The sequence below is a fragment of the Ferruginibacter sp. genome (assembly GCF_028288465.1).
GTDB lineage: Bacteria > Bacteroidota > Bacteroidia > Chitinophagales > Chitinophagaceae > Ferruginibacter.
This window is the reverse complement of record NZ_JAQBNR010000042.1, coordinates 38,651-60,891: the sequence shown is the minus strand read 5'-3', so window position 1 is coordinate 60,891 and position 22,241 is coordinate 38,651. Positions and strand designations below refer to the sequence as shown.

The window sequence follows — 22,241 nt, the reverse complement described above, 5'->3', positions numbered from 1 at the left end:
CAATTTTTTAAAAGCCGCAGGACTCGCCGACCTATCAGGAAGGCACTTTCAAATTGTTCTGGACGGTCATCGTGTAATGCGTGTACTTCACACTGTTAGTCAGTGAGTCCTGCAACTGATGCTGGTTGCGGACTTCAGCAACTTGTGCAGAGACTCGCCTTGGAAATTTCGGGGCTGGAGACTCAGAGCGGAAGAAGTCATGTTGTAAAATCGCTGGCTGCCAATCTGCAAATCGAACACTTCGAAGGCGAGTCTCTGCGCTGGGCATGAAGCCTTACAATTTTTTAAAAGCCGCAGGACTCGCCGACCTATCAGGAAGGCACTTTCAAATTGTTCTGGACGGTCATCGTGTAATGCGTAGACTTCACGCTGTTTGTCGGCGAGTCCTGCAACTATTGCTGGTTGCGGACTTCAGCAACTTGTGCAGAGACTCGCCTTGGAAATTTCGGGGCTGGAGACTCAGAGCGGAAGAAAATTTTGTTTCAGATAACGAACGATTAGTGTAGATCAATAATAAATACCTGAATGTGTAGTCATGTTGTAAAATCGCTGGCTGCCAGTCTGCAAATCGAACACTTCGAAGGCGAGTCTCTGTACTGGTCATGATGCCTTACAATTTTTACAAGCCGCAGGACTCGCCAACCTATAAGGAAGGCACTGTCAACTTGTTTCTGGACGGTGATCACGTAATGCAAATACTTCACACTGTTAGTCGGCGAGTCCTGCAACTGATGCTGATTGCGGACTCCAGCAACTTGTGCAGAGACTCGCCTTGGAAATTTCTGGGCGGGAGATTCGTTGCGGGCAAGAAATAAGCACCGGGAAAAAACGAATGACATAGCGAAGTTGTCAAATAGCTGACGCCAGTTCTACAATTCGAAAACTTCGAAGGCGAGTCTCTGCGCTGATCATGACGCCTTGCAATTTTTTAAAAGCCGCAGGACTCGCCGACCTATCAGGAAGGCACTTTCAAATTGTTCTGGACGGTCATCGTGTAATGCGTGTACTTCACACTGTTAGTCGGCAAGTCCTGCAACTGATGCTGGTTGCGGACTTCAGCAACTTGTGCAGAGACTCGCCTTGGAAATTTCTGGGCTGGAGACTCAGAGCGGAAGAAAATAAACACCGTGAATAAACTGGTGAAATAGCGAAGTTGTCAAATCGCTGGCTGCCAATTTGCAATGCGAAAACTTCGAAGGCGAGTCTCTGCGCTGGTCATGACGCCTTACAATTTTTTATAAGCCGCAGGACTCGCCGACCTATAAGGAAGGCACTTTCAAATTGTTCGGGACGGTCATCGTGTAATGCGTGTACTTCACGCTGTTAGTCGGCGAGTCCTGCAACTAATACGGGTTGCGTACTTCAGCAATTTGTGCAGAGACTCGCCTGAGAAATTTCTGGGCGAAGACTTGGAGCGGAAAAGAGATTCGACTGGGAATTTCTGGTCGATAGATTCGTTGCGGAAGAAGTAATTTACCTTTGAATATGGCAATTAAAATGGGCTTAAACTTAGACAAAGAGATAGATTTTAGCAAGTTCAATTATTCCTCCAAACAGATACTTGAATTTGGACATGCAGCAACTGAAATTGAAAGATATTTCCTGTTACCAATAACTGAAGAGCATTTTAATGACGTAGTTAATATTTGGTATCAATTAATTTCGGTACTGCCTTTACCAATGATATCGACTGATGTAAATTTTATTCTCAGATCTCGGCCTAGTAAGGAGTTTGAAGTATTTAGCGACGAAGCAGACATTTCATATAACTCTAAATGCCCAGACCGTATTGGGCCAGGAAGATTTAACAGGCCTACTGAAGCAGTATTTTATGGGACATTGCCCTCAGATAAACAAGAAAAATTTATCGCCGCAGTTTCGATCGAATCATTCAAAGAACTTATAAGCGATGGAAATAGAAATGATGTGCTATATTATCACTTTTGCAAGTTTTTGGTAAAAAGGCCATTTTCTGTAATGAATCTATGTTTTGAGCCTCGTGTTCTAAACCTGCACCCAGGACTTAACGGAATTGTGATGGCTCATATCCAAAATCTAAAAAATAATTTACCACAGGAATCATTTAAAGCAATCATTCGGTTTTGGTATTATATATCCAAGTTAGCCTCCGAACGAAAATTGTGTGATCAGCATTACATGATAAATACTGCGCTATTTTGTGCGATTCGCCATTACTATGAGACAAGCACGACAGACCTCGTGAACGGTATTATATACCCAAGTCCTATGGTGTACGGAGATGCTGTAAACATTGTAATAATGCCACATGCAGTAGATCAGTATCTTCAAGCTGACGATTGCTTTATTTTTAAGTATATACGTGCAGAGGATAATGCAAAATCCTTCGAAACTAATATTTGCAGCAAGCCATCTAAGGTATCGGGCGGCAAATTAAATATTAGTGATATAATCTGGGGAAGACAATTAGCTGACTTTGTTTATTAGGTAATGTTCATTAAGCGCAGTTCTATACCTTATTTTTATTCGTACCTATGGAAAAATGATTTATTTCCAAGGTGAGTCTCTGCATAAGCGAAGTACACTTATAATTTAAAAAAGCTGCAGAACTTCCCGGCCCACCAGTGAGTGTCTCTCAAAGGTATTTTCACGCATCAACTCCGCTTCAATAAAAGTCCCCCCAACGTTATACCGCACAAGAGAGTGACACAACGATGACGCCATGAAAAATTGCTGCTGGTAACATGCCTTTTCCTTTTTTGAATTCAATGGGTAAACTTCAATAACTTTATTGCGGTCAATCGTTACACAACTTCCCTTAAACATTTACTGATGAGAAAATTATTTATTGCTGCCGGTTTATTATGCAGCTCCGTGTTTGCAATGGCGCAAAGCGCTACCGACAATGGCTCGGCCTACAATCCGCACGACTTCTTTTTACAGGGCTTCAACCCGCCTGCCGGCAATGCATACCGTTCGGCCAATGGAAGTCCGGGCCCGCAGTACTGGCAAAACAGCGCCAGCTATACCATTCACGCCACGCTGAGCGAAAAGGATACCAGCGTTACCGGCGATGTGCTGATTCAATACACCAACAACAGTCCGGATAAATTGGATTATGTATGGCTGCAACTGGATCAGAATTTGTTCAACGCGGCTTCAAGAGGTACGGCAGCCACACCCACCAGCGGCGATGTGGTCGGGATACTGGGCGTTGATAAAGGCGGTTACAATATTGCTGATGTGAGCGTAACCTACGGTGGTAAAACGTACAAAGTACAACCCGTAATTTCGGATACGCGGATGCAGGTTCGGCTAAACAGCAGCCTGTTGCCAAAGGGCGACAAGGTGTCAATAAAAATAAATTACCGGTTTAATATACCGGCGTATGGGGCAGACAGGATGGGCCGGGTGTACACAAAGAATGGCATCGTGTATACCATCGCACAGTGGTATCCCCGCATGTGTGTGTACGATGATGTGGAAGGCTGGAACACGCTGCCTTACATGGGCCTGGGCGAGTTTTACTGCGAGTACGGCAATTTTGATTATTACATTACGGCGCCTGCGGGCATGATTGTATATGGCAGTGGCGACCTGCAAAATGCGGCGCAGGTATTAACGCCTACTGAAATTCAACGGCTGGCAAAGGCCGCCACTTCTGATAAAACAGTGGCCATTATAGAACCGGGCGAAGTGGGCAAACCCAACATGCGCCCGACTAACAGCGGCAACCTTACCTGGCATTTTACCATGAAGAACACAAGGGATGTGGCCTGGGCTGCATCGACAGCATTGGTATGGGATGCGGCGAGAGTGAATGTTCCTTCGGGCAGAAAAGTGATGGCGATGTCGGCTTACCCGGTGGAAAGCATTGGCGATACGGCCTGGAGCAGGGCCACCGAATATTTAAAATACAGCATGGAAATTTATTCGAAAAACTTTTTTGAGTATCCCTGGAATGTGGCGGTAGACATGGGTTGCAACATCACGGGCATGGAATACCCGGGCATGATTTTTAATGATTACCTGGAAAAGAAGGCGGCGCTTTGGTTTGTGATTGCGCATGAGATTGGGCACAACTGGTACCCGATGGTAGTGGGCAACAACGAACGCAAATACATGTGGCAGGATGAAGGTTTTAACTCGTACATTAATTATTATGCGAACGACATTTTTAACAACGGCGAGTATGCGCACGACCCGGCGCTGTTTAGTAAAAGGCATTTCGCCTGGCTGGACCAAACCGAATTACCAAAGCTGAAAGACCCGATGATGACAGTGAGTGAAGCGATGGATTATGGTCAGCATTACCAGTACTACAGCAAAACAGCGGTTGGCCTCAAGCTTTTGCGGGACGTGGTGATTGGCAAGGAACGTTTTGATTATGCCTTTAGAAAATACACGGAAACATGGGCCTATAAACATCCCACACCCTACGACTTTTTTCATGCCATCAACAGCGCCGCCGGTGAAGATTTAAACTGGTTCTGGAAGGAATGGTTCTTCACCACCTGGACTTTTGACCAGGCCATTGCGGATGTGCAATACGTAGACAATGATGCCAGCAAAGGCGCCCTGATTACCATCGTGAATAAAGGCCGGATGATTTTACCTGCGATTGTACAAGTAACGGAAAGCAATGGTAAAACCAGTACCATCACCTTACCGGTAGAAGTATGGCAACGCGGTGGCACGTGGACTTTTAAATATGCATCTGCAAGTAAGATTGATAAGGTTGTGCTGGACCCGGAGCATGTGTTGCCGGATGTGGAGCGGGGGAATGATGTTTGGGGGAAGAAGTGAGTTTTGTGAATGGTGAATGGTGAACTGTGAATGGGCAATGGTGAATCATGTCGTTTACTTGGGCAACTAATTTGATAAACTGAAGGATCCTTTTACATTCGTTACTGCTTTTCAATTTGTTGATTTCGCCCCCTCAGCCGGCGGGCTGCGTAACTGGAACGCTGCTGCTTTTGCTTCTTTCAAAAAAATATGCTGCGCATTTTTTTGAATCCCGCCTGAGGCGGGACCGAACCAAAAGAGGCAGCTTATCCAGTTACTGTTTTAAATTCGAAACATAACTTGTAAACTTCATGCTTTTTTGCAAAGCATTGCTATCGATATAAATTTTAATGGCTTTATTAAATTGTATACGGGCGATAGTGAATGGTGAGTGAATGTCTTTTACTTAGCGAAATAAGGTGGTCGACCTTTTTATAGCTATCGGTTTTTGAACAAGGTCAACCACCTTTTCCCGGATCGAAATTTTCCTGGGTAAACTACATTGATTAGTGAGTGGTGAAATGTGAGCGTGTGGGTGATTGTTATTGCTTTAAATATTGATGTACCGGCAGTTGAAATTGTTACCCGTACAAATGCTGCCGGTGTTCACTGAAGAATATTTTTCGTTTCGTTTTCGGCAATACCTTCATCGTTACTTCGCTGCCATCGGCTGCATAGTTTTGCTGGTACACCTGGAAGAAATCATTGACACCGGTTGATTCCAATTGTTTGTAAAATATATGGGCGTAGTTCACCACTTCGTTGATGAGTTTGGTAATTTTTGCCGCCGGTATTTTGCCTGCTATGCTCAGCGGATGAATGGCAGCCCGGTACAGGGCTTCGTTCCTGATTTTGTTGCCCACGCCGGTAAAAATTGCCTGGTCCATCAGTACATCATCGATGGTTTTGGCGGCTTGTTTTTTCAGCAATGTTTTTACCCATGCTTTATCAAAATGCGGGCTTAATATGTCTGTGCGCCAGTCGTATATTGCTTCCAGCGGTTGCTCCAGTTTGGTAGCCTTAACCACATAGCCATTGATTTCGCCTTTGGCAAATTCAAGATAAAAAGACCGGTTTACTTTTTTGCGTTCGTTGACGAGGATATCGCCAAACAAACCCAGGTGCACCCTTACCGTACCATTGCTGAACACCAGCAACAGGTGTTTGCCCCAGGTTTTTATATTGAGTAATTTCTTGCCATTGATCCAGGCGGTGGGCATTGGGCCATAGCCTCCGGCATGCTTTACGAGCTTGCCTTTGAAAGGTTGTAACTGGTTTTTTAAATGCAAGATAGACGGGCCTTCGGGCATAGTTGATTGTTTAATAACGTAATTGTAAAAGCAGTTGTTTGCTGCTGATATTGATGCAAATTTGAGACCTGTCTTAATAACAAAAGTGGATAAACTACATCTGAATGCATAACTATGGCACCCGTTATTGAAAGCTATAACAGGTGGAGAATACGCTCGTATCGGGTATAAATTTTCCCTTAAACAAAATAAGAACAGCCATGAGTGAATGCAGGAGTGGCATTTGGTAATGGCATAGTAATCGTAATTACAGTTGTAAGAATATCTTTTTAAAAACAACTGCATGACAAAAAAATTACTTAGTCTTACAACCTTATTGATAGGCTCATTTTCATCTCTTTGGGCACAGAGTTTTTCTGGCATTAATACAGGCAATTATGCCGGTGTTACAGGTGTAATGCTTCAACCCGCCAGCATCGTTGACAGCCGCTACAAATTTGATATCAACCTCATTTCTTCCGGTGTCAATTATAGCAACAATTATTTCCTGGTCGACAGAAGCGCCATCCTTAAATTCAATAAAAATAATTTCTCCGACTACCAGTCTTTTAAAGCCAATTATTTATCGGTAAGAAATTTATCTGCCGGTGAAAAAGTGTTTTTCAATATCAATAACAGAACACAGGTGCCGCTGAGTTTTATGGCCACGCTTGGCAAGAAGTCGGCCATTGCATTGAACATACAATCAAGGTCAAAGATCCAGGGCAGGGGCATTTCGGGAGATCTTGCCAACATGGCTTACAACGGTTTTTATTATCCGCCATTAAACAATACCCCCATTGACGCATCGGGTATTGCCATCCAGTCACTCAATTGGGTAGAGGTTGGGTTGACGTATGGCCGTGTATTGTATTCCTCCAACAAGCATTTTATAAAGGCGGCGTTTACTGCTAAGTACCTGGCAGGTGTTGCTTCGTTGAATATGAGCACCAACGATTTCAGGATCAGTGTAAACAATGACAGTTCCATTAATTTCAATACCAGCAACTTCAATTATAACCACAATAAGAATGCGGATTTTGATATGGTGTTTGACAAAAGTTTCCGGCCGGATGCGACTTCATTTGGTTTTGATGCGGGGCTGGTGTATGAGTACAGGGGCAACCTGGACAAGTTTAAATACATCCGCAATGATGATGAAAAATCTTATGAGGCAGAACGCAGGGATGTAAACAAATATATTTTTAAACTGGGGGTTTCTTTACTGGATGCCGGTATGTTTAAGTTTGATAAACCGGACAATGTAAATTCATTCAGCGCCAATGTTGCCAACTGGAGTATTGCCAATGCGCATTACAAAACGATTAAGGCATTTGATACAGCGTTGGCCGCAAGGGTAAATGCCAACGCCAATGATCCCCGTACTTATAACGTGTATTTGCCGGCTGCATTGAGTGTACAGCTCGACATTAAATTTGTTAAAGGATTATACCTGAATGCCATGCTATATCACCCGGTTAAACTGGGCAGCAGCGCAGGCAGCCGTTTTGATAATTATGGGTTTTACACCATTACACCAAGGTGGGAAAGCAGGCACTTCGGCGTATATTTTCCATATACCATTACAGAAAAAAATGCTTCCACCAGTTACCGGCAGAACACGCTGGGAGCCACGCTGCGTGCGGGCCCGCTCTTTGTCGGCAGCAGCAACCTGGGTACGATGGCATTTAATAAAAACCTGAGTTCAGCAGATATCTTTATCGGGTTGAAAGTGGGGATCACTTATGGTAAACCGAATAAAGCCAGTACTTATTTTCAAAAAATATTCGCCCGTAAACACAGTACAGATACTGTTGCGCAAACACCAGTATATTATCAAAACAGGGACACGGTGTTTGTACAAAAAAATGACACCAGCCGCCTGCTGATTGATTACAACAAGGGCAAAATTTATGACCTGCCGAATGTGAAGGGGAACATCATCATTGTAAATAATAATTACTATTATAACAGTCTGCCGGGTGCTGTAAATAATCCGGCTGCACAAACATTGGTGGCCGATACTTTGCTATCCAATAACCGCATCGACTGGCGTAGAGACAGTGTCATGCAACAGCAGAACAAACGCATAGCAGACAGCATTAAAAGATTGCAAACAGACAGTCTGCAATTAAAAAAGCAACAGCTGGATAGTTTGATCAAAGACATGCAGCTGTTGCAAATACAAATGGATAGTATTAAGAGAACAGATAGTTTGCACGGATATAATCCTGCCAATAAAAAATTAATGAACCAGTTGGATAGCCAGGCACTGGCCAACAAAAGAGCAATGGATTCAGCTGTACAGTTGATGAAAACAGACTATGCCGCTGGCAAACGAAGTGCAGATAGTTTACTGATTTTGGATAGCCTGCTCAAAAAAAAAAGATTGGCCAACAACCCTGGGAGGGAAGTTATTGCTGACACAAGGTTAAGCGATCAGCTGGCCCTGAACAACGAAAAGCAATTGCAGCAACAGTCAGCAATTGCTGCAGATGAGCGGGACTACCGCCGCCGGCAATTACGCCAGCAGGATGATTTATTGCGACGCTACATGGATGAATCAGCTTCATTGAAAGGCGATATCCGCCGGTTGCAGCGATCCGTTAATTCAAGCGACCGGGAGTACAGAAATGGCAATACTGTTTTGCCGGTTGTAATTCCAGCCTCCAAAACACAACAGCTGGTGGCTGCACCGGCAAGTGTTATAAGAGACACGGTGTATGTAAAAGATACCATCCGCATCAGGGATACGCTTACGCTTGCAAAAAAAGAAATTTTAAACCCGGTAGTTGCGCCTGCACCCGTTGTTACACCAATTGCAAAAGAGCCGGTTGCAAAAGAACCTGCCTTTGATTATACAGCCATGCCTGCAGATATTATTTTGTTTGGGCTTGGCAAGGCTGATGTGCAACCTGTTTATCATAGCCGGCTGGATTATATTGCTGGTATTTTAATAAAGCAACCCAACCTGCAGGCAGCCATTACCGGCCATACGGATAAATCCGGTTCGCCCGAAGTGAATAAAGCTCTTTCTTTAAAGCGGGCGCAACATGTAGCGGCTTATCTTATCGATAGAGGCGTACCACCATCGAGTCTCGTAACCTCCGCTGTATCTTTTCTGGACCCCGCTGTAATGGGCAGTTCTAAATCAGCCAGCAGCCAGAACAGAAGGGTGGTTATAAAGATTATTAATAAATAATTTCCTGCAGTAGTTAAGTACGGCAATAGACTTTTTTTTAAAAGTGCCAATGGGAATACCGGGCTCTACTTTTTTTAAGCCGCCCTTGCTAAACACATTTTACCGTTAACAACAATTTATAAACGCCGCATCATAAATCCGCTAACTTAGTAACCTTTAACATAAAAGGTTCAATGCAAACAACTCCATCAGCTCCTATTTTACAGGTTGATCAGCTCAATGTTTTTTATGGCAAGTTCCAGGCAGTGCAGGATGTTTCTTTTAGTGTAACGCCGGGTGAAATTTTTGGTTTACTGGGCCCCAATGGTGCCGGCAAAACCAGTACCCTTAGTTCTATTGAAGGGCTCATCATTCCTGACTCCGGCACCATCACTGTGGCTGGTTTTAATAACAGGGAAAAGCCACTGCATGCCCGGGCCAATATGGGCGTGCAATTGCAGTCTACCAACTTTCAACCGGAACTTACGGTGGCAGAAATTATACGGTTGTACGCCAGTTTACATGCCGTTGATTTGAGCAAGGAACGAATGCAGGATATCCTCAACAACATTCAGTTGGGCGATGCCAGTAAGAAAAGGTTTGGCCAGTTGTCCGGCGGTCAGCAGCAGCGGGTATCGCTGGTAATTGCCATGATACATGAGCCGCAGATTGTGCTGCTGGATGAGCCTACCACCGGGCTTGATCCGCAAAGCCGTCGCCAGTTGTGGGTGCGCATGGAAGGCTTAAAAGCGAAGGGGCATGCGATACTGCTTACCACCCATTCTATGGAAGAGGCCGAAGCCGTGTGCGACCGCATTGCCATCATCGATCATGGTAAAGTGATAGCCATTGATACACCAGAAGCACTCATCACCAAACACCGCGACGATCCCGAAGTAATTGCTGCCAGCCGCCGCGGAAAAATAACACTGGAAGATGTTTTTATCGGCCTGACGGGAACGGCTGTACGCTCTTAAATAAAACTACACATGCAAACCATTATACCTTCTGATTTAAATGCGCTGAAGTCGCTGCTTACCGCAGACTTTACAGCTCAGTGGCGCAACCGCCGTTCGGTAGTGTTGCTGCTACTCGTTCCGGTGATCATCCTTATTTCCTGGAAAGGACTGGTGGATAAACTGGGCGGTGCTTTTGTGTTGTCCAACTGTATCACCATTGGCCTAAACGCCATTGGCCTGATGGGCTATTCCAATGCCATTGCCCGTGACCGCGACAAGGGGATTTTTCAACGCCTGCGGGTAGCGCCGGTATCGGCCCGCAATATTATGATCAGCCGCTTGCTGGTACAACTGGCCATGATTCTACTGGTCACCATGGCAGTATTTATTGCCGGCTATTATGCAGATGGCATAAGCATGAGTTTAACGGGATATGCTGTAGCACTGCTGATGTCCATTGCAGGTGGTGCATTGTACCTTGGCCTCGGCCAGGCCATTGTCGGCCTCATCAAAAATCCGGAATCAGTGAACGCCGCAACCCGGCTGGTGTATTTTGTTTTTATCATGGTGGGTATGTTTGGCGAACTGGGAAACGCTGGCGATATAGGTATGCTGGGCGACCAAATTGGCAAGATAGTAAAATGGTCCCCTTATGGCGTGGTGCGCCACATTGTATCCACCGGTCTTGAACCCGCCACCTGGAGCAGTGATACCACTATTTCGTTGTTGCTCACCATCGGCTATGCTATTGTATTTGCCGCTGTTGGCATTAAAAAGTTTAAGTGGAGTAGTAGCAGGTAAGGGAGGATAAATGAGAACTTAAACAGTTACTGCGAAAGAATACTGACAGCACGTAAAGGTCAACAAAAGCACAGCCTGAATGCTGCTGATGTTCATTTGGATAACTAAGACCCCTTGCCTGTTTGAATAAAATAGCGTTTGCCTGATCTACTTCAACCTGCCCGATAATGGCACCAGCCTGGCAGAAAGATCCGGCATCTTCATGTTTTTATCAAAAGGGAACATGGGCCGCTGAATTCTTTTAAACGGTAATCGCTCTAAGTTTTGGTCCACACCACCGGGTGTTAGTGCAAGCAGCCAGTCTGCCCGCATGGCAAATAATTCCGGTTCCAGGTAACCTATTTTTACCACAACGATGTCGGCTTTGCGTGGTTGCAATCCCAGGCGGGTAAAATCAATTTCCTTATGATAGGGCTTGCGTTTTTGTGTTACGATCACATGCACGCTGCCCACTTTTACTACCACTTCCACTTCTGCATCTTTATCGCCATATTCGATAGATTCTACGGTGCCTGTTAAATGCACCGGTGGCGCAAACCTGGCATCCACGGCGGCGCCTGCATAACCATCCACCGCGTTGCCAACACCAGCAGCAATTGCTTTCTTAACCAACTCCGGGCCTGGGATGGACGCATAAATTAAGGATGGTCCGTCGGGTTTGGCAAAGGCCGGATTTTTTAATATCTCTGTGATTGTCCAGGTTACATCACCTGCCCCACCAGCGGTAGGATTGTCACCGGAGTCGCTGATAAAATACGGATGTACTTTGCTTGCCAATGCTTTCGTTAAAGCTTCTTCCAGTGTACCAGTTGGCGCTACAAAAACAAAATCGTTTCTTAAATCCCAAAAACGTTTTGCCAGTTGTGTGGCTTCCCTTTTTACGGCTATTGCATCATCTCCCGTTACCATTACTACTGCATGGTTGCGGGGTTCATCTGCCCAGGCGTAGCCAATCCAGATGGCCGCATCCACAACGCCCGGCTGTACCGAAGCTGGTGCAACGGCAGCATAAATCGTTTTGCCTGGCTCTATCCGGGTACTTGTTTTTTCGCCGGGTAATAAAATGGGGATAGAAACATATGCTTTGTACTTCGGCTTTCCTTTTCCGCTTTCAATTCTTTGCAATAAATTTTCTACTGCCCGTTGTTTGGTTTGCATCGCATCTTCATGCGGCGCCATTCGATAGCAGGTAATTAAATCCGAATTGGCCGCCAGCCGCCAGGATACATTGCCATGCAAATCCATCGACGTAGAAATAATGGTTTTGGTACCGACAACTTTCCTGATCCGTACAATAAAATCGCCTTCCGGATCATCCAGTCCGGTTACGCTCATTGCACCATGGATGTCAAAAAAAAGTCCGTCATACGGCAAATGTTTCTTCAGCGAATCCAGTGTTTTATTTACCAATGACTCATACGCTTTGCGGGTTACGGCGCCACCGGGCAATGCGTGTCCGCCAAGGGTCGGTATCCAGACGGCTCTTTGAAGCATGGGTGAATCGGTTGATAAGAATGGATACACCTTTAAAAGATCTTTTCCATATTGTGCATGAAATGCGGCTTCATCTGTATGGGCTGGTGAGAAGGTGCTGGATTCTATAGCAATGCCTGCAATAGCAATACGCGGTAAATTCTTTTTGGGAGATCGCTGAGCCTTTGTGCTGGCTGTCATTAACAGCAAAAAAACAAACGAGGTTATTTTATACTTCATACATTAAATTTAGTTAGGTTAATAGCCTGAAAAAAGAAAATAGCTCTAATTCAGGATAACTGGAGCAAGCAAATTAAGTGAAGCCTGCCATACAAGATACATCCCGGATGAACTATTAGTTGCATTCGCCTGTTACTTTTTGATTTGACTGACTAACTGATGAAGTGGTTAACTAAAATAAAGTATTAAATTACAAAGTCTTTGCTCCTTAAATCATCTACCTTTTGAGAAAAAAATTATCTTCCGGCATACTGCTTATAGTATCGATAGGCTTGCTGTTAATTATAATAGGAATAGTTATTATCGCTTCCATTAACGGATCAAACAAGTTGAAAGACACTACGCAAATGGTGTCACATACCCAGGATATATTGATTCAATCAGGCAATCTGCTTACTTTAATGCTGGATAATGAAACAGGGGCAAGAGGCTATACCGCCACCGGGCAAAAGGCTTTTCTGGAGCCCCTGACTTTATCTAAACAGAAACTTCCTGCGGAACTTGAAAAGTTGAAAACGCTCGTCAGGGGTAACTCAATCCAACTGGCCAGGACCGATACTTTAACTGCATATATACATGAGCGGCTGGCATTTTCCGACCGTATGATAGCCATGTATGATTCAAAGGGCATGAATGCCGCATTGGCACTTATAGGTTCGGGAAGAGGGAAAGAACTGATGGATAAAGTGAGATTGTTTGTTGCAAAAATTCAAAGTACAGAAAATGAGTTGCTTGAGCAAAGACGGCAGAAAAACGAAAGGCAGATGGTTCAACTCAACAGGATTTTGTTGTTGGTCATCATTTTTGTTTTGTTGCTGTTGGTATTTTTTATACGCAAAGTAAGTATTGACCTTGTTGAGAAAAAACAAGCCGCCGATAAACTGGCTAATCTAAACCGGGAACTGGAGCAACGGGTACTGGAAAGAACCAATGATCTGCTAACTGAAAAAAATAGTATGGAAGAAATTCTGCAGCGCATTGATGACGGATTTATTTCACTGGATAATAACTGGCGTTACACATACATCAATAAGGTGGCGGGTGAGTTAATAAATCATGAGCCAATATCACTCATTGGCAAAAATGTGTGGGAAGTTTTTCCCGGCGCAATTGGTTCCGCTACCTGGAATCTTTTTCACCAGGTGATGGCGGAAAAAAAATACCTGTACAACCAGGATTATTATGCCCCGCTTGATCTTTGGCAGGAAAATCATGTCTACCCTTCGGCCAATGGTATTTCAGTTTTTATCAGGGATATTACGGAGCGCAAACGAAAAGAAAGAGAGTTGGAAGAGAGCCACCAGCGTTTTGAATTTGTGACAAAAGCCACTTCTGATACCATCTGGGACTGGAATATTACAGCAGATACCATGTATTGGGGAGCTGGCATGCAAAAACTATTTGGATATGAAGCGCAGGAGCTGATCAACGGTAACTTTTGGAGCAGCCGGCTGCATGCAGAGGACCGGGATCGCGTGCTTAAGCACCTTGCAGAAGCTATAGATGGGCGAGCAGATAAATGGATAGATGAATACCGGTTTTTGAAAGCGGACAATAGCTATGCTTATGTTGCAGACAGGGGGTTTGTTATAAGAGATGAAAGTGGTAAAGCCACCAGGATGGTAGGAGCCATGCAGGATATTACCAAAAGAAAAAAAGAAGAGAACCGGTTGAAATTACTTGAACTCTTTATTGACAGCGCAAGTGATGCTGTGTTAATAACTGAGGCGGAGCCCTTTGATGAACCGGGCCCCAGGATTGTATATGTAAATACAGCCTTTACACAGATGACCGGGTATACAGCAGAAGAGGTGATAGGCAAATCGCCCAGGATATTGCAGGGGCCGAGGTCAGACAAAACCCAATTGAAAAAATTAAGTGATGCCATCCGTAACTGGCAGCCCTGCGAAATTACCACCATCAATTACAAAAAAAATGGAGATACTTTCTGGATCAATTTTTCATTAAAACCGGTAGCTGATGAAACCGGTTGGTTTACCCACTGGATAGCCATTGAAAGAGATGTAACAGCAATCAAAAATGAAGAGCTTCAAAAACAACTGTCTGCGGAAGTAAGCCAGGCTTTTTTAGAAAGGGCGCTGCTAAAGGAAAAACTGGATAAAGTACTCAATAAAATAGTAGAATTTGGTCCGTTTGTGATGGCCGAAATCTGGCTTGCAGATCCCGAAAAAATAGCGATCAATCTTGCGGCCTGTTTTTCACAAACCAGCGAAGCCGTACTATTTTATGAAGCCAATGGCGGGATAAAGACTTTTTTAAAAGGAGAGGGTTTGCCCGGCGTAACCTGGATGCAGGGAACGCCACAACACTGGAAAAACCCCGCGACACACGGACAGTTTACACGAAGCGAAGCGGCAGCAAAAGCCGGGCTACAATCGGTACATGCTTTTCCGTTAACACATAAAAATGAAGTTATCGGCGTACTGTTAATTGGTGTTGGCAAGGAGAATCTGTGGGATAATCAGTTTACCCAGCTTTTTGAAAAAATAGGGCCGCACCTGGGGTCTGAGATTAAACGAAAGCAGTTGGAAGAGGAGCTGAACCAGGTATTTAATTTTGCCCCGGATATTATTTGCATCGGCAATAAGGAAGGTTACTTTACAAAAATAAACCGGGCGGCCAGCGAATTGCTGGGGTATACGCAGCAGGAGTTGCTTACCATACCTTTTATACAACTGGTGTATCCTGCAGACAGGGATGGAACTATATCGGCTACATCAAAATTGATAAATGGTAACACCACCCTGCAGTTTGAAAACCGGTTTATTACAAAAGCAGGCAAAATAAAATGGCTTTCATGGAGTTCTACTCCTTCGCCCGACGGCCATGTGTTTGCTGTGGCCAAAGACATTACAGACAAAAAATCACTGGAAGAAAACCTGGAAAGAGCTAATACGCTGGCCCGGATCGGTAGTTGGGAAGTAGACATGGCAAGTAATACCGTGTTTTTTTCTAAAATTACCAGGGTAATTCATGAAGTGGATGATGATTTTATCCCGACCATGGAAAATGGAATTAATTTTTACAAAGCAGGATTTAACAGGGAGAAAATTACCTCCGTTATACAGCAGGCCATTGAACAAGGGATATCATGGGATGAGGAATTGCAGATAATAACTGCTAAGGGAAATGAACGCTGGATACGCGGTATTGGGCAGGCAGAAATGAGCAATGGCCGTTGTGTATTTCTATTTGGTACTTTCCAGGATATCGATGCCCGTAAAAAAGCAGAGCTTGCCGTAATGAATGTACTGGCGGAAAAAGCCAGCATATTAGAAAGTATTGACGATGCTTTTTTTACACTCGATAAAAATTGGTTGATTACTTTTTGGAACAAAACTGCTGAAAAGAAATTAAATAAACCGGTCTGTGATGTTATTGGAAGGAATATCTGGGAAGTTTTTCCGGAGGCGATAAACACGCCTGCTTATATGTATTATCACCTTGCAGTCAGTGAAAACAGGGTGCAGCGTTTTGAAACGTTTGTAGAAGGAAGCGCCGTCTGGTATGAGGTAATCGCCTACCCGGCTCCCAACGGATTGTCTGTATATTTTAAAAACATCACCGAACGCAAGCAGCACGAAATTCAGTTGAATAGGTTAAACGAAAGCCTGCAAAAGCAAACCAGCGAACTGGCTGTTTCCAACAAAGAGCTGGAACAGTATGCCTATGTTGCTTCGCACGATTTACAGGAACCCCTGCGTATGGTAACCAGTTTTCTTACCAAGCTGGAGTTGAAATACAGCGATGCGCTCGACGGCAAAGCCAGGCAGTATATTGGCTTTGCGGTAAACGGTGCCAAACGGATGCGCCAGATTATCCTTGACCTGCTGGACTTTTCGCTGGTGGGAAAAGGTAACGAAGATTGGGAGGAGACTGATTTAAATGTATTGATGGATGAAATAATTTCGCTGCAACAGGAAGCGATTCAAGAAAAAAAAGCCCGGATAAAAAAAGGAAATCTGCCTGTTTTAAAAATACAAAAGACGCCTTTGCGGCAGGTTTTCCAAAACCTTATAAGCAACGGACTGAAATACCAGCGGGAAGGTAATACGCCTGAAATTACCATCGGTTCAAAAGATGCGGGCACGCACTGGCAATTTATGGTTGCAGATAATGGAATTGGTATTGAAAAAGCCTATTTCGACAAAATATTTATTATTTTTCAGCGCCTGCATAATAAAGATGAATATTCGGGTACCGGTATAGGCCTGGCAGTTACAAAAAAAATTATAGAAAAAATGGGTGGTCAAATTTGGGTGGAATCAGCTGAAGGCAAGGGAAGCACTTTTTATTTTACCTTACCTAAAACTTAAAATCAAAACCATATGAAATCGATTCACATCCTGTTGGTAGAAGACAATGAAGGAGATATCGTATTAACAACAGAAGCCCTTGAGGAAGGCCGCATCTGCAACCACATAAGCGTGGTAAAAGACGGAGATGCGGCCGTTCATTTTTTAAATCGTACCGGTATTTACATGGATGCGATGGCGCCTGATTTAATTTTACTGGATGTGAATCTTCCGAAAAAAAACGGGCTGGAAGTACTGGAGATCATTAAAACATCTGACACGCTGAAGCAGATACCGGTTATTATGCTTACCACTTCCAGTTCTGAGAAAGACATCGTTGACTCCTACCGGAAATATGCCAACTGTTATATTACCAAGCCGGTGGAAGTAAAGGAGTTTATCACCGCTATTGAAAAAGTAGAAGACTTCTGGATTAACATTGTAAAGCTGCCGGGTAAAAGATAAATGTTCTTTCATATAAAATGTGGGCCCTTCCTGTCTGACGTTTCGGCTTGCTGTAAAAATATTTAATAGAAACGGTACGATTAAGAGAGGTAAATACAGGTAGAATTTTTGCTACAGGATATCTATTTTAATCACTACAAATTGTTTTAAAAAAGGGTTGCATCTTTACATCATCAAACAAATATCCAATTCCTACCGAACAAAAACCAAAACCGATCCAATCCAGTCCTGTTTAAACTAAAAAAAATGTCTATGAAAAGCCTTCCTTCGCGAAGGTTTTTTCATTTTTATAAAACGGTGAAACACTATTTGATATAAGGTAAAATGAATACACCATTAGCCTAACCACCTTGTGCCCTGCCTGACGCCTGAAGAGAGTATGAGTGTTGAAGGAATATTCGCCAGCCAGTCGCTTTTTGATTCAATTAGTTTTCGCCAGCTTTCTTCGCTGATTACCATCAGGCTTTGCTGATGCAAAAAGGTGCTGTCCACCAGTTGTTCATTTACAAATTGAATATCATCGTTGATGGTATCTTCAGCTTCTTCGCCTGCGATGGCCAATACTCTTATTTTTTGCAAAACCTGGTATCCGTCAGCAACGGTAATAATGGAGCCGGCATTGTGTACCAGCTTTTCAATGTATTCAGCCAGCCAGCCATCTTTTTCAGACAAAGCAGGAACAAATACAATGTCAGCCTGCTGAAATCCTTTATCAATCAGCACACCCACGGGGATATTGCTTTTGGATAATATCAGTCTTGTATGTTCATCAAAAGGCGAGTCTTCAAAAAGACTTTCCCTGCCGGCTACCTGGTCCATTAAGCGCTCGGGGTTAATGATACGGGTAGTGAAGCCTAAAATTTTCCCGAGGAGGCTGCCTTCATAAATGGACTGCCCAACGCCAATCAGCAGCAAATCATAATTGCCCTTATTGGCCACTTCTGCAATCTCCGCATTGATATTGGCGGAAGCTTTAAATAAGGTAGTGATTTTTTGTTGCAGGTTTGCCGACTCTTCAATTACAGGTGCAAAACTCTCTTTTTCATATGCATCAATATTGTACAAATGAAGATCATTCACCTGTGACAGGTGCATGGCGGTGATGGCTGATTTGGCTGTATTTTTTACCAGGTCATTGGCCAGCCGCAATAAAGATCTGCCACGTTCCGGGTTGCCGAAAGATACTAAAATATTGTACTGGTCATCGGTTAGTGCATTTGTTTTATTTGCCCTGTTGTTGGAACGGAAGGCCCAGGCAATCAAATCCAATGCAGGACCGGTCATAAATGTAGTCACCAAAGCCATAATCACCATCATGGCGAAAAGTTCAGGTTTCAATACCCCCAGGTCATACCCAATGTTCAGTACCACCAGTTCCATCAGGCCGCGGGTATTCATCAGGGCGCCAATCACCAAACTGTCTTTCCAGCTTTGCCCTACCACCTTTGCAGCTACAGCGCTTCCAATGAATTTACCGGTTACCGCCACCAGTATAATCATGCCGGTAACTTTCCATAAATACACATCATTCAGTAAGCCAATCTGCGTACGTAAACCGGTGAAAACAAAGAATAAAGGCAGCAGCAAAACCAGTGCAATATCTTCTATCTTCTCAATAAAAATATTTCTGAACCGGGCATTATCGGGCATAATAGCACCCGCCATAAAGGCCCCGAACAAGGCATGTATACCGATCACTTCGGTGGCATAGGAAGAGATGATCAGTGTGATAAAAAATATCGCCACAATGCCCTTGCTCATGTTCTTTTTGGTTACATAGAGATCACCCACACGTTTTAAAAAAGGCCGTACTATTTTTATCATCAGCAATACATACAACACGGCCAGTGCAATGGTGTATAAGGCACTTACAAATGAGCCGGCTTTTACAATGGCAATTACCGCTGCCAGTATACACCATGCGGTAATGTCATCCGCGGCGGCACAGGTAATTACAATGGTGCCCAGTCTTGTTTTATGAATGCCCCTTTCCTGTATAATACGGGCCAGCACCGGGAAGGCCGTAATGCTCATGGAGATGCCTGTAAACAAGGCAAACGAAGCGAAGTTGATGCCTGCGGGAGCAAAATGATTGTAGATAAAATAAGCCAGGCCGATACCCAGCGCAAAAGGAAAAATAATACTGGCATGACTGATTACCACCGCTTCATGGGCTTTATTTTTCAGCACTTTCAGGTCCAGTTCCATGCCAATGATAAACATAAAAAGTATCAGGCCAATCTGGCTCAGGAACTGCAGGTTGCCGAGCGACTGCGGCGGGAAAAGAAAGGCACTGAAGCCCGGGAAAAGTAAACCTGCCAGTGAAGGGCCAAGTACAATACCCGCTACAATTTCACCAATTACGGAAGGCTGGCCGATTTTTTTACATATCCATCCAAACAAACGGGCCACGAGTATGATGGTGATGATTTGCGCCAAAAGCAATGCCAGGGGATGCTCCAGGTTACTCACCAGGGAGTTGATAAAATCCTGCCATTTATTTTTACCACCTTCAGGCACAGCGATGGCCCTGCCCTGCTGCAATTGAATACCCCAGCGGAGTATGCAATAAATCAGCACAGAGAAGCCACCGATTACGGCCAGGTAAAAAAAACTGTTTTTAAATCGCTTCATCTTGTTGCAGTCTTAACAAATTATAAGCCATCCTTGCTGCTTAATAAAGAAATAATGTAAGTGCCTGCCAAAATAATGGACAGCAGGTAAAACCGAATGGCTGCAGGAAGGTTACAGCTTTTCAAAAATTCTCTTCACTGGAGCTGTTTATTATTCCTCTGAATAATAATTATGAATATGTCATGTGTGCCCGTTGCTGAAGAGTAGGCATTTTTCTACACCCTGTTTACTTTATTCACTACAATTTTCTTTTAAAAAGGGTGGATATTTACAGCAGCAAATGTACTGAAATCCGATACCTGCTGAGACCAGCCAATCCTAACAAAACCTGAAACATTATCTATGAAAAAACCTTCGGTGAGAAGGTTTTTTTATTTGTGTTTATTCACGCAAACAGCCGTTGTGAAATCCTAACAATCTTAACCCGGTGATTTATTGCTTCCGCAATTACAGTCACCAGTAAAGCGTACATTCCGGCGTTGCGATGCTTATAAATATCCCTTTGATAAATTGAAGCCTTTGCTGTTTATGTTGCACACGCTTGCCTGCAGAATGGCCCGCAGTCGCTGATAAACTGTGCTGCCGTTTTTTTGCTCACCATTTTTGCCAGTGAACGTTCCTGGGATCAAATTTATCCTGGGCATCTTCTTCGCCCCGTGGATAGCCGATCGGAATTACATTCAGCGGAATAACGTTGGAGGGAATACCCAATGTTATTCTTACAAAAGCCATGAGTTCTTTATCGGGGTAAGTGGCTGTCCATACAGCGCCCAGGCCCAGCGATTCAGCTGCCAGTAAAATATTTTCGCTGGCACAGGTACAATCCAGGATGGCAAAGGCTTCGCTGTTCATGGCTGCTTCTTCCGGTACAGCACACACAACGATCGCGGTACCTGCATTGCTAATCATCCGTGCAAAGGGCAAGCCTTCGGCCAGTGTTTCCAATGTCGACCTGTTCGTTACCACAATAAATTTCCATGGAAGTAAATGTATGGCCGCCGGTGCAGCCATGGCTGCCCGAAGGATGATGTCGATATCTTCTTTGCTTACCGGTTCACCAGTGTAGCTACGTACGCTTTTTCTTTCCATGATTACTGTAATGGCATCTTTGGCGGTTATAGTTTCCATATACTAAATTTTTAAATTTTATTTCCAATATTTTTTAAAAGTAGACACCCGGCAGGTAATGATCAATGACGGCTATTAGAGCTGGTGCTGATAGTAGTCAAGAACATTTTTATGATAAGGTTAGCAATCTTTATTTGCAGGAAAATAAATACCGCTTATCATACGATCGTCTGTAATGGTTGCAGCAAACAAACAGCCAAAAGCTGAAGTGAAATTCTTTTTTTATAATTTTTGTGAGAAGGAAGGAATCATATTAGTGCTGCTGAAATTCACCCTGATAAAAATTAGTGGAAAAGCTATCTCAGCCGGGTAAATAAACGGTACAATATTTATGGCAGTTGAAGAAGATGGAGCCATTCACTATTTATTCTTTTTTGTCATCGTTAAGGTTGGCGACATTCACTAAATAATGATAAAGACTTTTTTAAGAAATTAAATCTTGTTTAATTATGGCAACGACTAAGAAAAAAGCAACTGCAAAAGGCAAAACCAGAAAATGGTCTGTCGGGGTAACAGAGCATAGCAATGCATTGGATTTAGACAATGGCGTGTTCGCCGGAACTGATCCGGAAAAAATTGCGGCATCCTTAAAACGGTCTGCTACACATAGCCACCGCCGCAAGGGTACGCCATTTCAATCTGCCATGTCGATGCTCAATTTTTATATTAACCGTGCTGGTAAAAATTTACCCGAAGCAAGAAAAGAAATACTGGAACAGGCAAAAGACGAATTGCGAAAGGCGTTTAAAAAGCCGGAACAAAAATAAATGCAGGGCAAATTCTTTTCGGACTAGCGGTTAATTTACAAGCATGTTGTTTCGGTAAAAAATGTATCTGTCGAAATTCAGCGGATGGATAAAAGGGATATTGCTACAGCGTATTAATCTCTATTACTACAAATCTTTTTAAATTATAGTTGCAACTTTACATTATCCAATGAAACCCGATACCCAATGAAACCAATTCCAATCCTGTTTAAACTGAAACCATT

The 22,241-nt window shown here is 43.7% G+C and carries 12 protein-coding genes; 8 read left to right on the top strand and 4 right to left on the bottom strand.

The genetic code is table 11. The features are described 5' to 3' along the window. Nucleotides 1-1,485: 1,485 nt before the first annotated feature. Both JWR61_RS16355 and JWR61_RS16350 read left to right on the top strand, forming a co-directional pair. On the top strand, nt 1,486-2,466 hold the full coding sequence (locus tag JWR61_RS16355) for a hypothetical protein (RefSeq protein WP_301928825.1): 981 nt from the start codon (nt 1,486-1,488) through the stop codon (nt 2,464-2,466). 345 nt (nt 2,467-2,811) lie between these two features. Then, nucleotides 2,812-4,785: a M1 family metallopeptidase gene (locus JWR61_RS16350; RefSeq protein WP_301928824.1), complete on the top strand. Its 1,974-nt coding sequence runs from the start codon at nt 2,812-2,814 to the stop codon at nt 4,783-4,785. 560 nt (nt 4,786-5,345) lie between these two features. Here the strand turns inward: JWR61_RS16350 and JWR61_RS16345 are convergent. Then, nucleotides 5,346-6,074: a DNA-formamidopyrimidine glycosylase family protein gene (locus JWR61_RS16345; RefSeq protein ID WP_301928823.1), complete on the bottom strand. Its 729-nt coding sequence runs from the start codon at nt 6,072-6,074 to the stop codon at nt 5,346-5,348. A 283-nt stretch (nt 6,075-6,357) separates the two neighbouring features. Between JWR61_RS16345 and JWR61_RS16340 the strand changes: the two genes are divergently transcribed. From JWR61_RS16340 to JWR61_RS16330, 3 genes are all read left to right on the top strand, one after another. Further along, nucleotides 6,358-9,255, top strand: a complete 2,898-nt coding sequence (locus JWR61_RS16340) for an OmpA family protein (protein WP_301928822.1) — start codon at nt 6,358-6,360, stop codon at nt 9,253-9,255. Between the two features lie 173 nt (nt 9,256-9,428). After that, nucleotides 9,429-10,211: an ABC transporter ATP-binding protein gene (locus tag JWR61_RS16335; protein ID WP_301928821.1), complete on the top strand. Its 783-nt coding sequence runs from the start codon at nt 9,429-9,431 to the stop codon at nt 10,209-10,211. 12 nt (nt 10,212-10,223) lie between these two features. After that, nucleotides 10,224-10,994 (top strand): ABC transporter permease, encoded by a 771-nt coding sequence (locus JWR61_RS16330; RefSeq protein WP_301928820.1) that lies wholly within the window; start codon nt 10,224-10,226, stop codon nt 10,992-10,994. A 147-nt stretch (nt 10,995-11,141) separates the two neighbouring features. On the opposite strand, the gene JWR61_RS16325 is transcribed toward JWR61_RS16330, so the two are convergent. After that, complete coding sequence (locus JWR61_RS16325; RefSeq protein WP_301928819.1) at nt 11,142-12,707, bottom strand: M81 family metallopeptidase; 1,566 nt, start codon at nt 12,705-12,707, stop codon at nt 11,142-11,144. Nucleotides 12,708-12,931: 224 nt separating this feature from the next. On the opposite strand from JWR61_RS16325, the gene JWR61_RS16320 reads away from it, so the two are divergent. Together JWR61_RS16320 and JWR61_RS16315 are read left to right on the top strand one after the other, a co-directional pair. Then, a complete protein-coding gene (locus tag JWR61_RS16320; protein WP_301928818.1) occupies nt 12,932-17,044 on the top strand; it encodes a PAS domain S-box protein in 4,113 nt (1,370 codons plus the stop codon). Nucleotides 17,045-17,056: 12 nt separating this feature from the next. Beyond that, entirely contained in the window at nt 17,057-17,488 is a 432-nt protein-coding gene (locus JWR61_RS16315; RefSeq protein WP_301928817.1) for a response regulator, read from the top strand. 336 nt (nt 17,489-17,824) lie between these two features. Here the strand turns inward: JWR61_RS16315 and JWR61_RS16310 are convergent, their stop codons facing one another. Together JWR61_RS16310 and JWR61_RS16305 are read right to left on the bottom strand one after the other, a co-directional pair. Next, a complete protein-coding gene (locus tag JWR61_RS16310; protein WP_301928816.1) occupies nt 17,825-20,122 on the bottom strand; it encodes a cation:proton antiporter in 2,298 nt (765 codons plus the stop codon). Between the two features lie 594 nt (nt 20,123-20,716). Further along, nucleotides 20,717-21,250 carry a nitroreductase family protein gene (locus JWR61_RS16305; protein WP_301928815.1) on the bottom strand — a complete coding sequence of 178 codons (534 nt, stop codon included), beginning with the start codon at nt 21,248-21,250 and terminating at the stop codon, nt 20,717-20,719. Nucleotides 21,251-21,699: 449 nt separating this feature from the next. Here JWR61_RS16305 and JWR61_RS16300 point away from each other — a divergent pair, with 449 nt between their 5' ends. Then, nucleotides 21,700-22,017 (top strand): DUF3175 domain-containing protein, encoded by a 318-nt coding sequence (locus tag JWR61_RS16300; RefSeq protein WP_301928814.1) that lies wholly within the window; start codon nt 21,700-21,702, stop codon nt 22,015-22,017. The last annotated feature ends 224 nt before the right edge of the window (nt 22,018-22,241 follow it).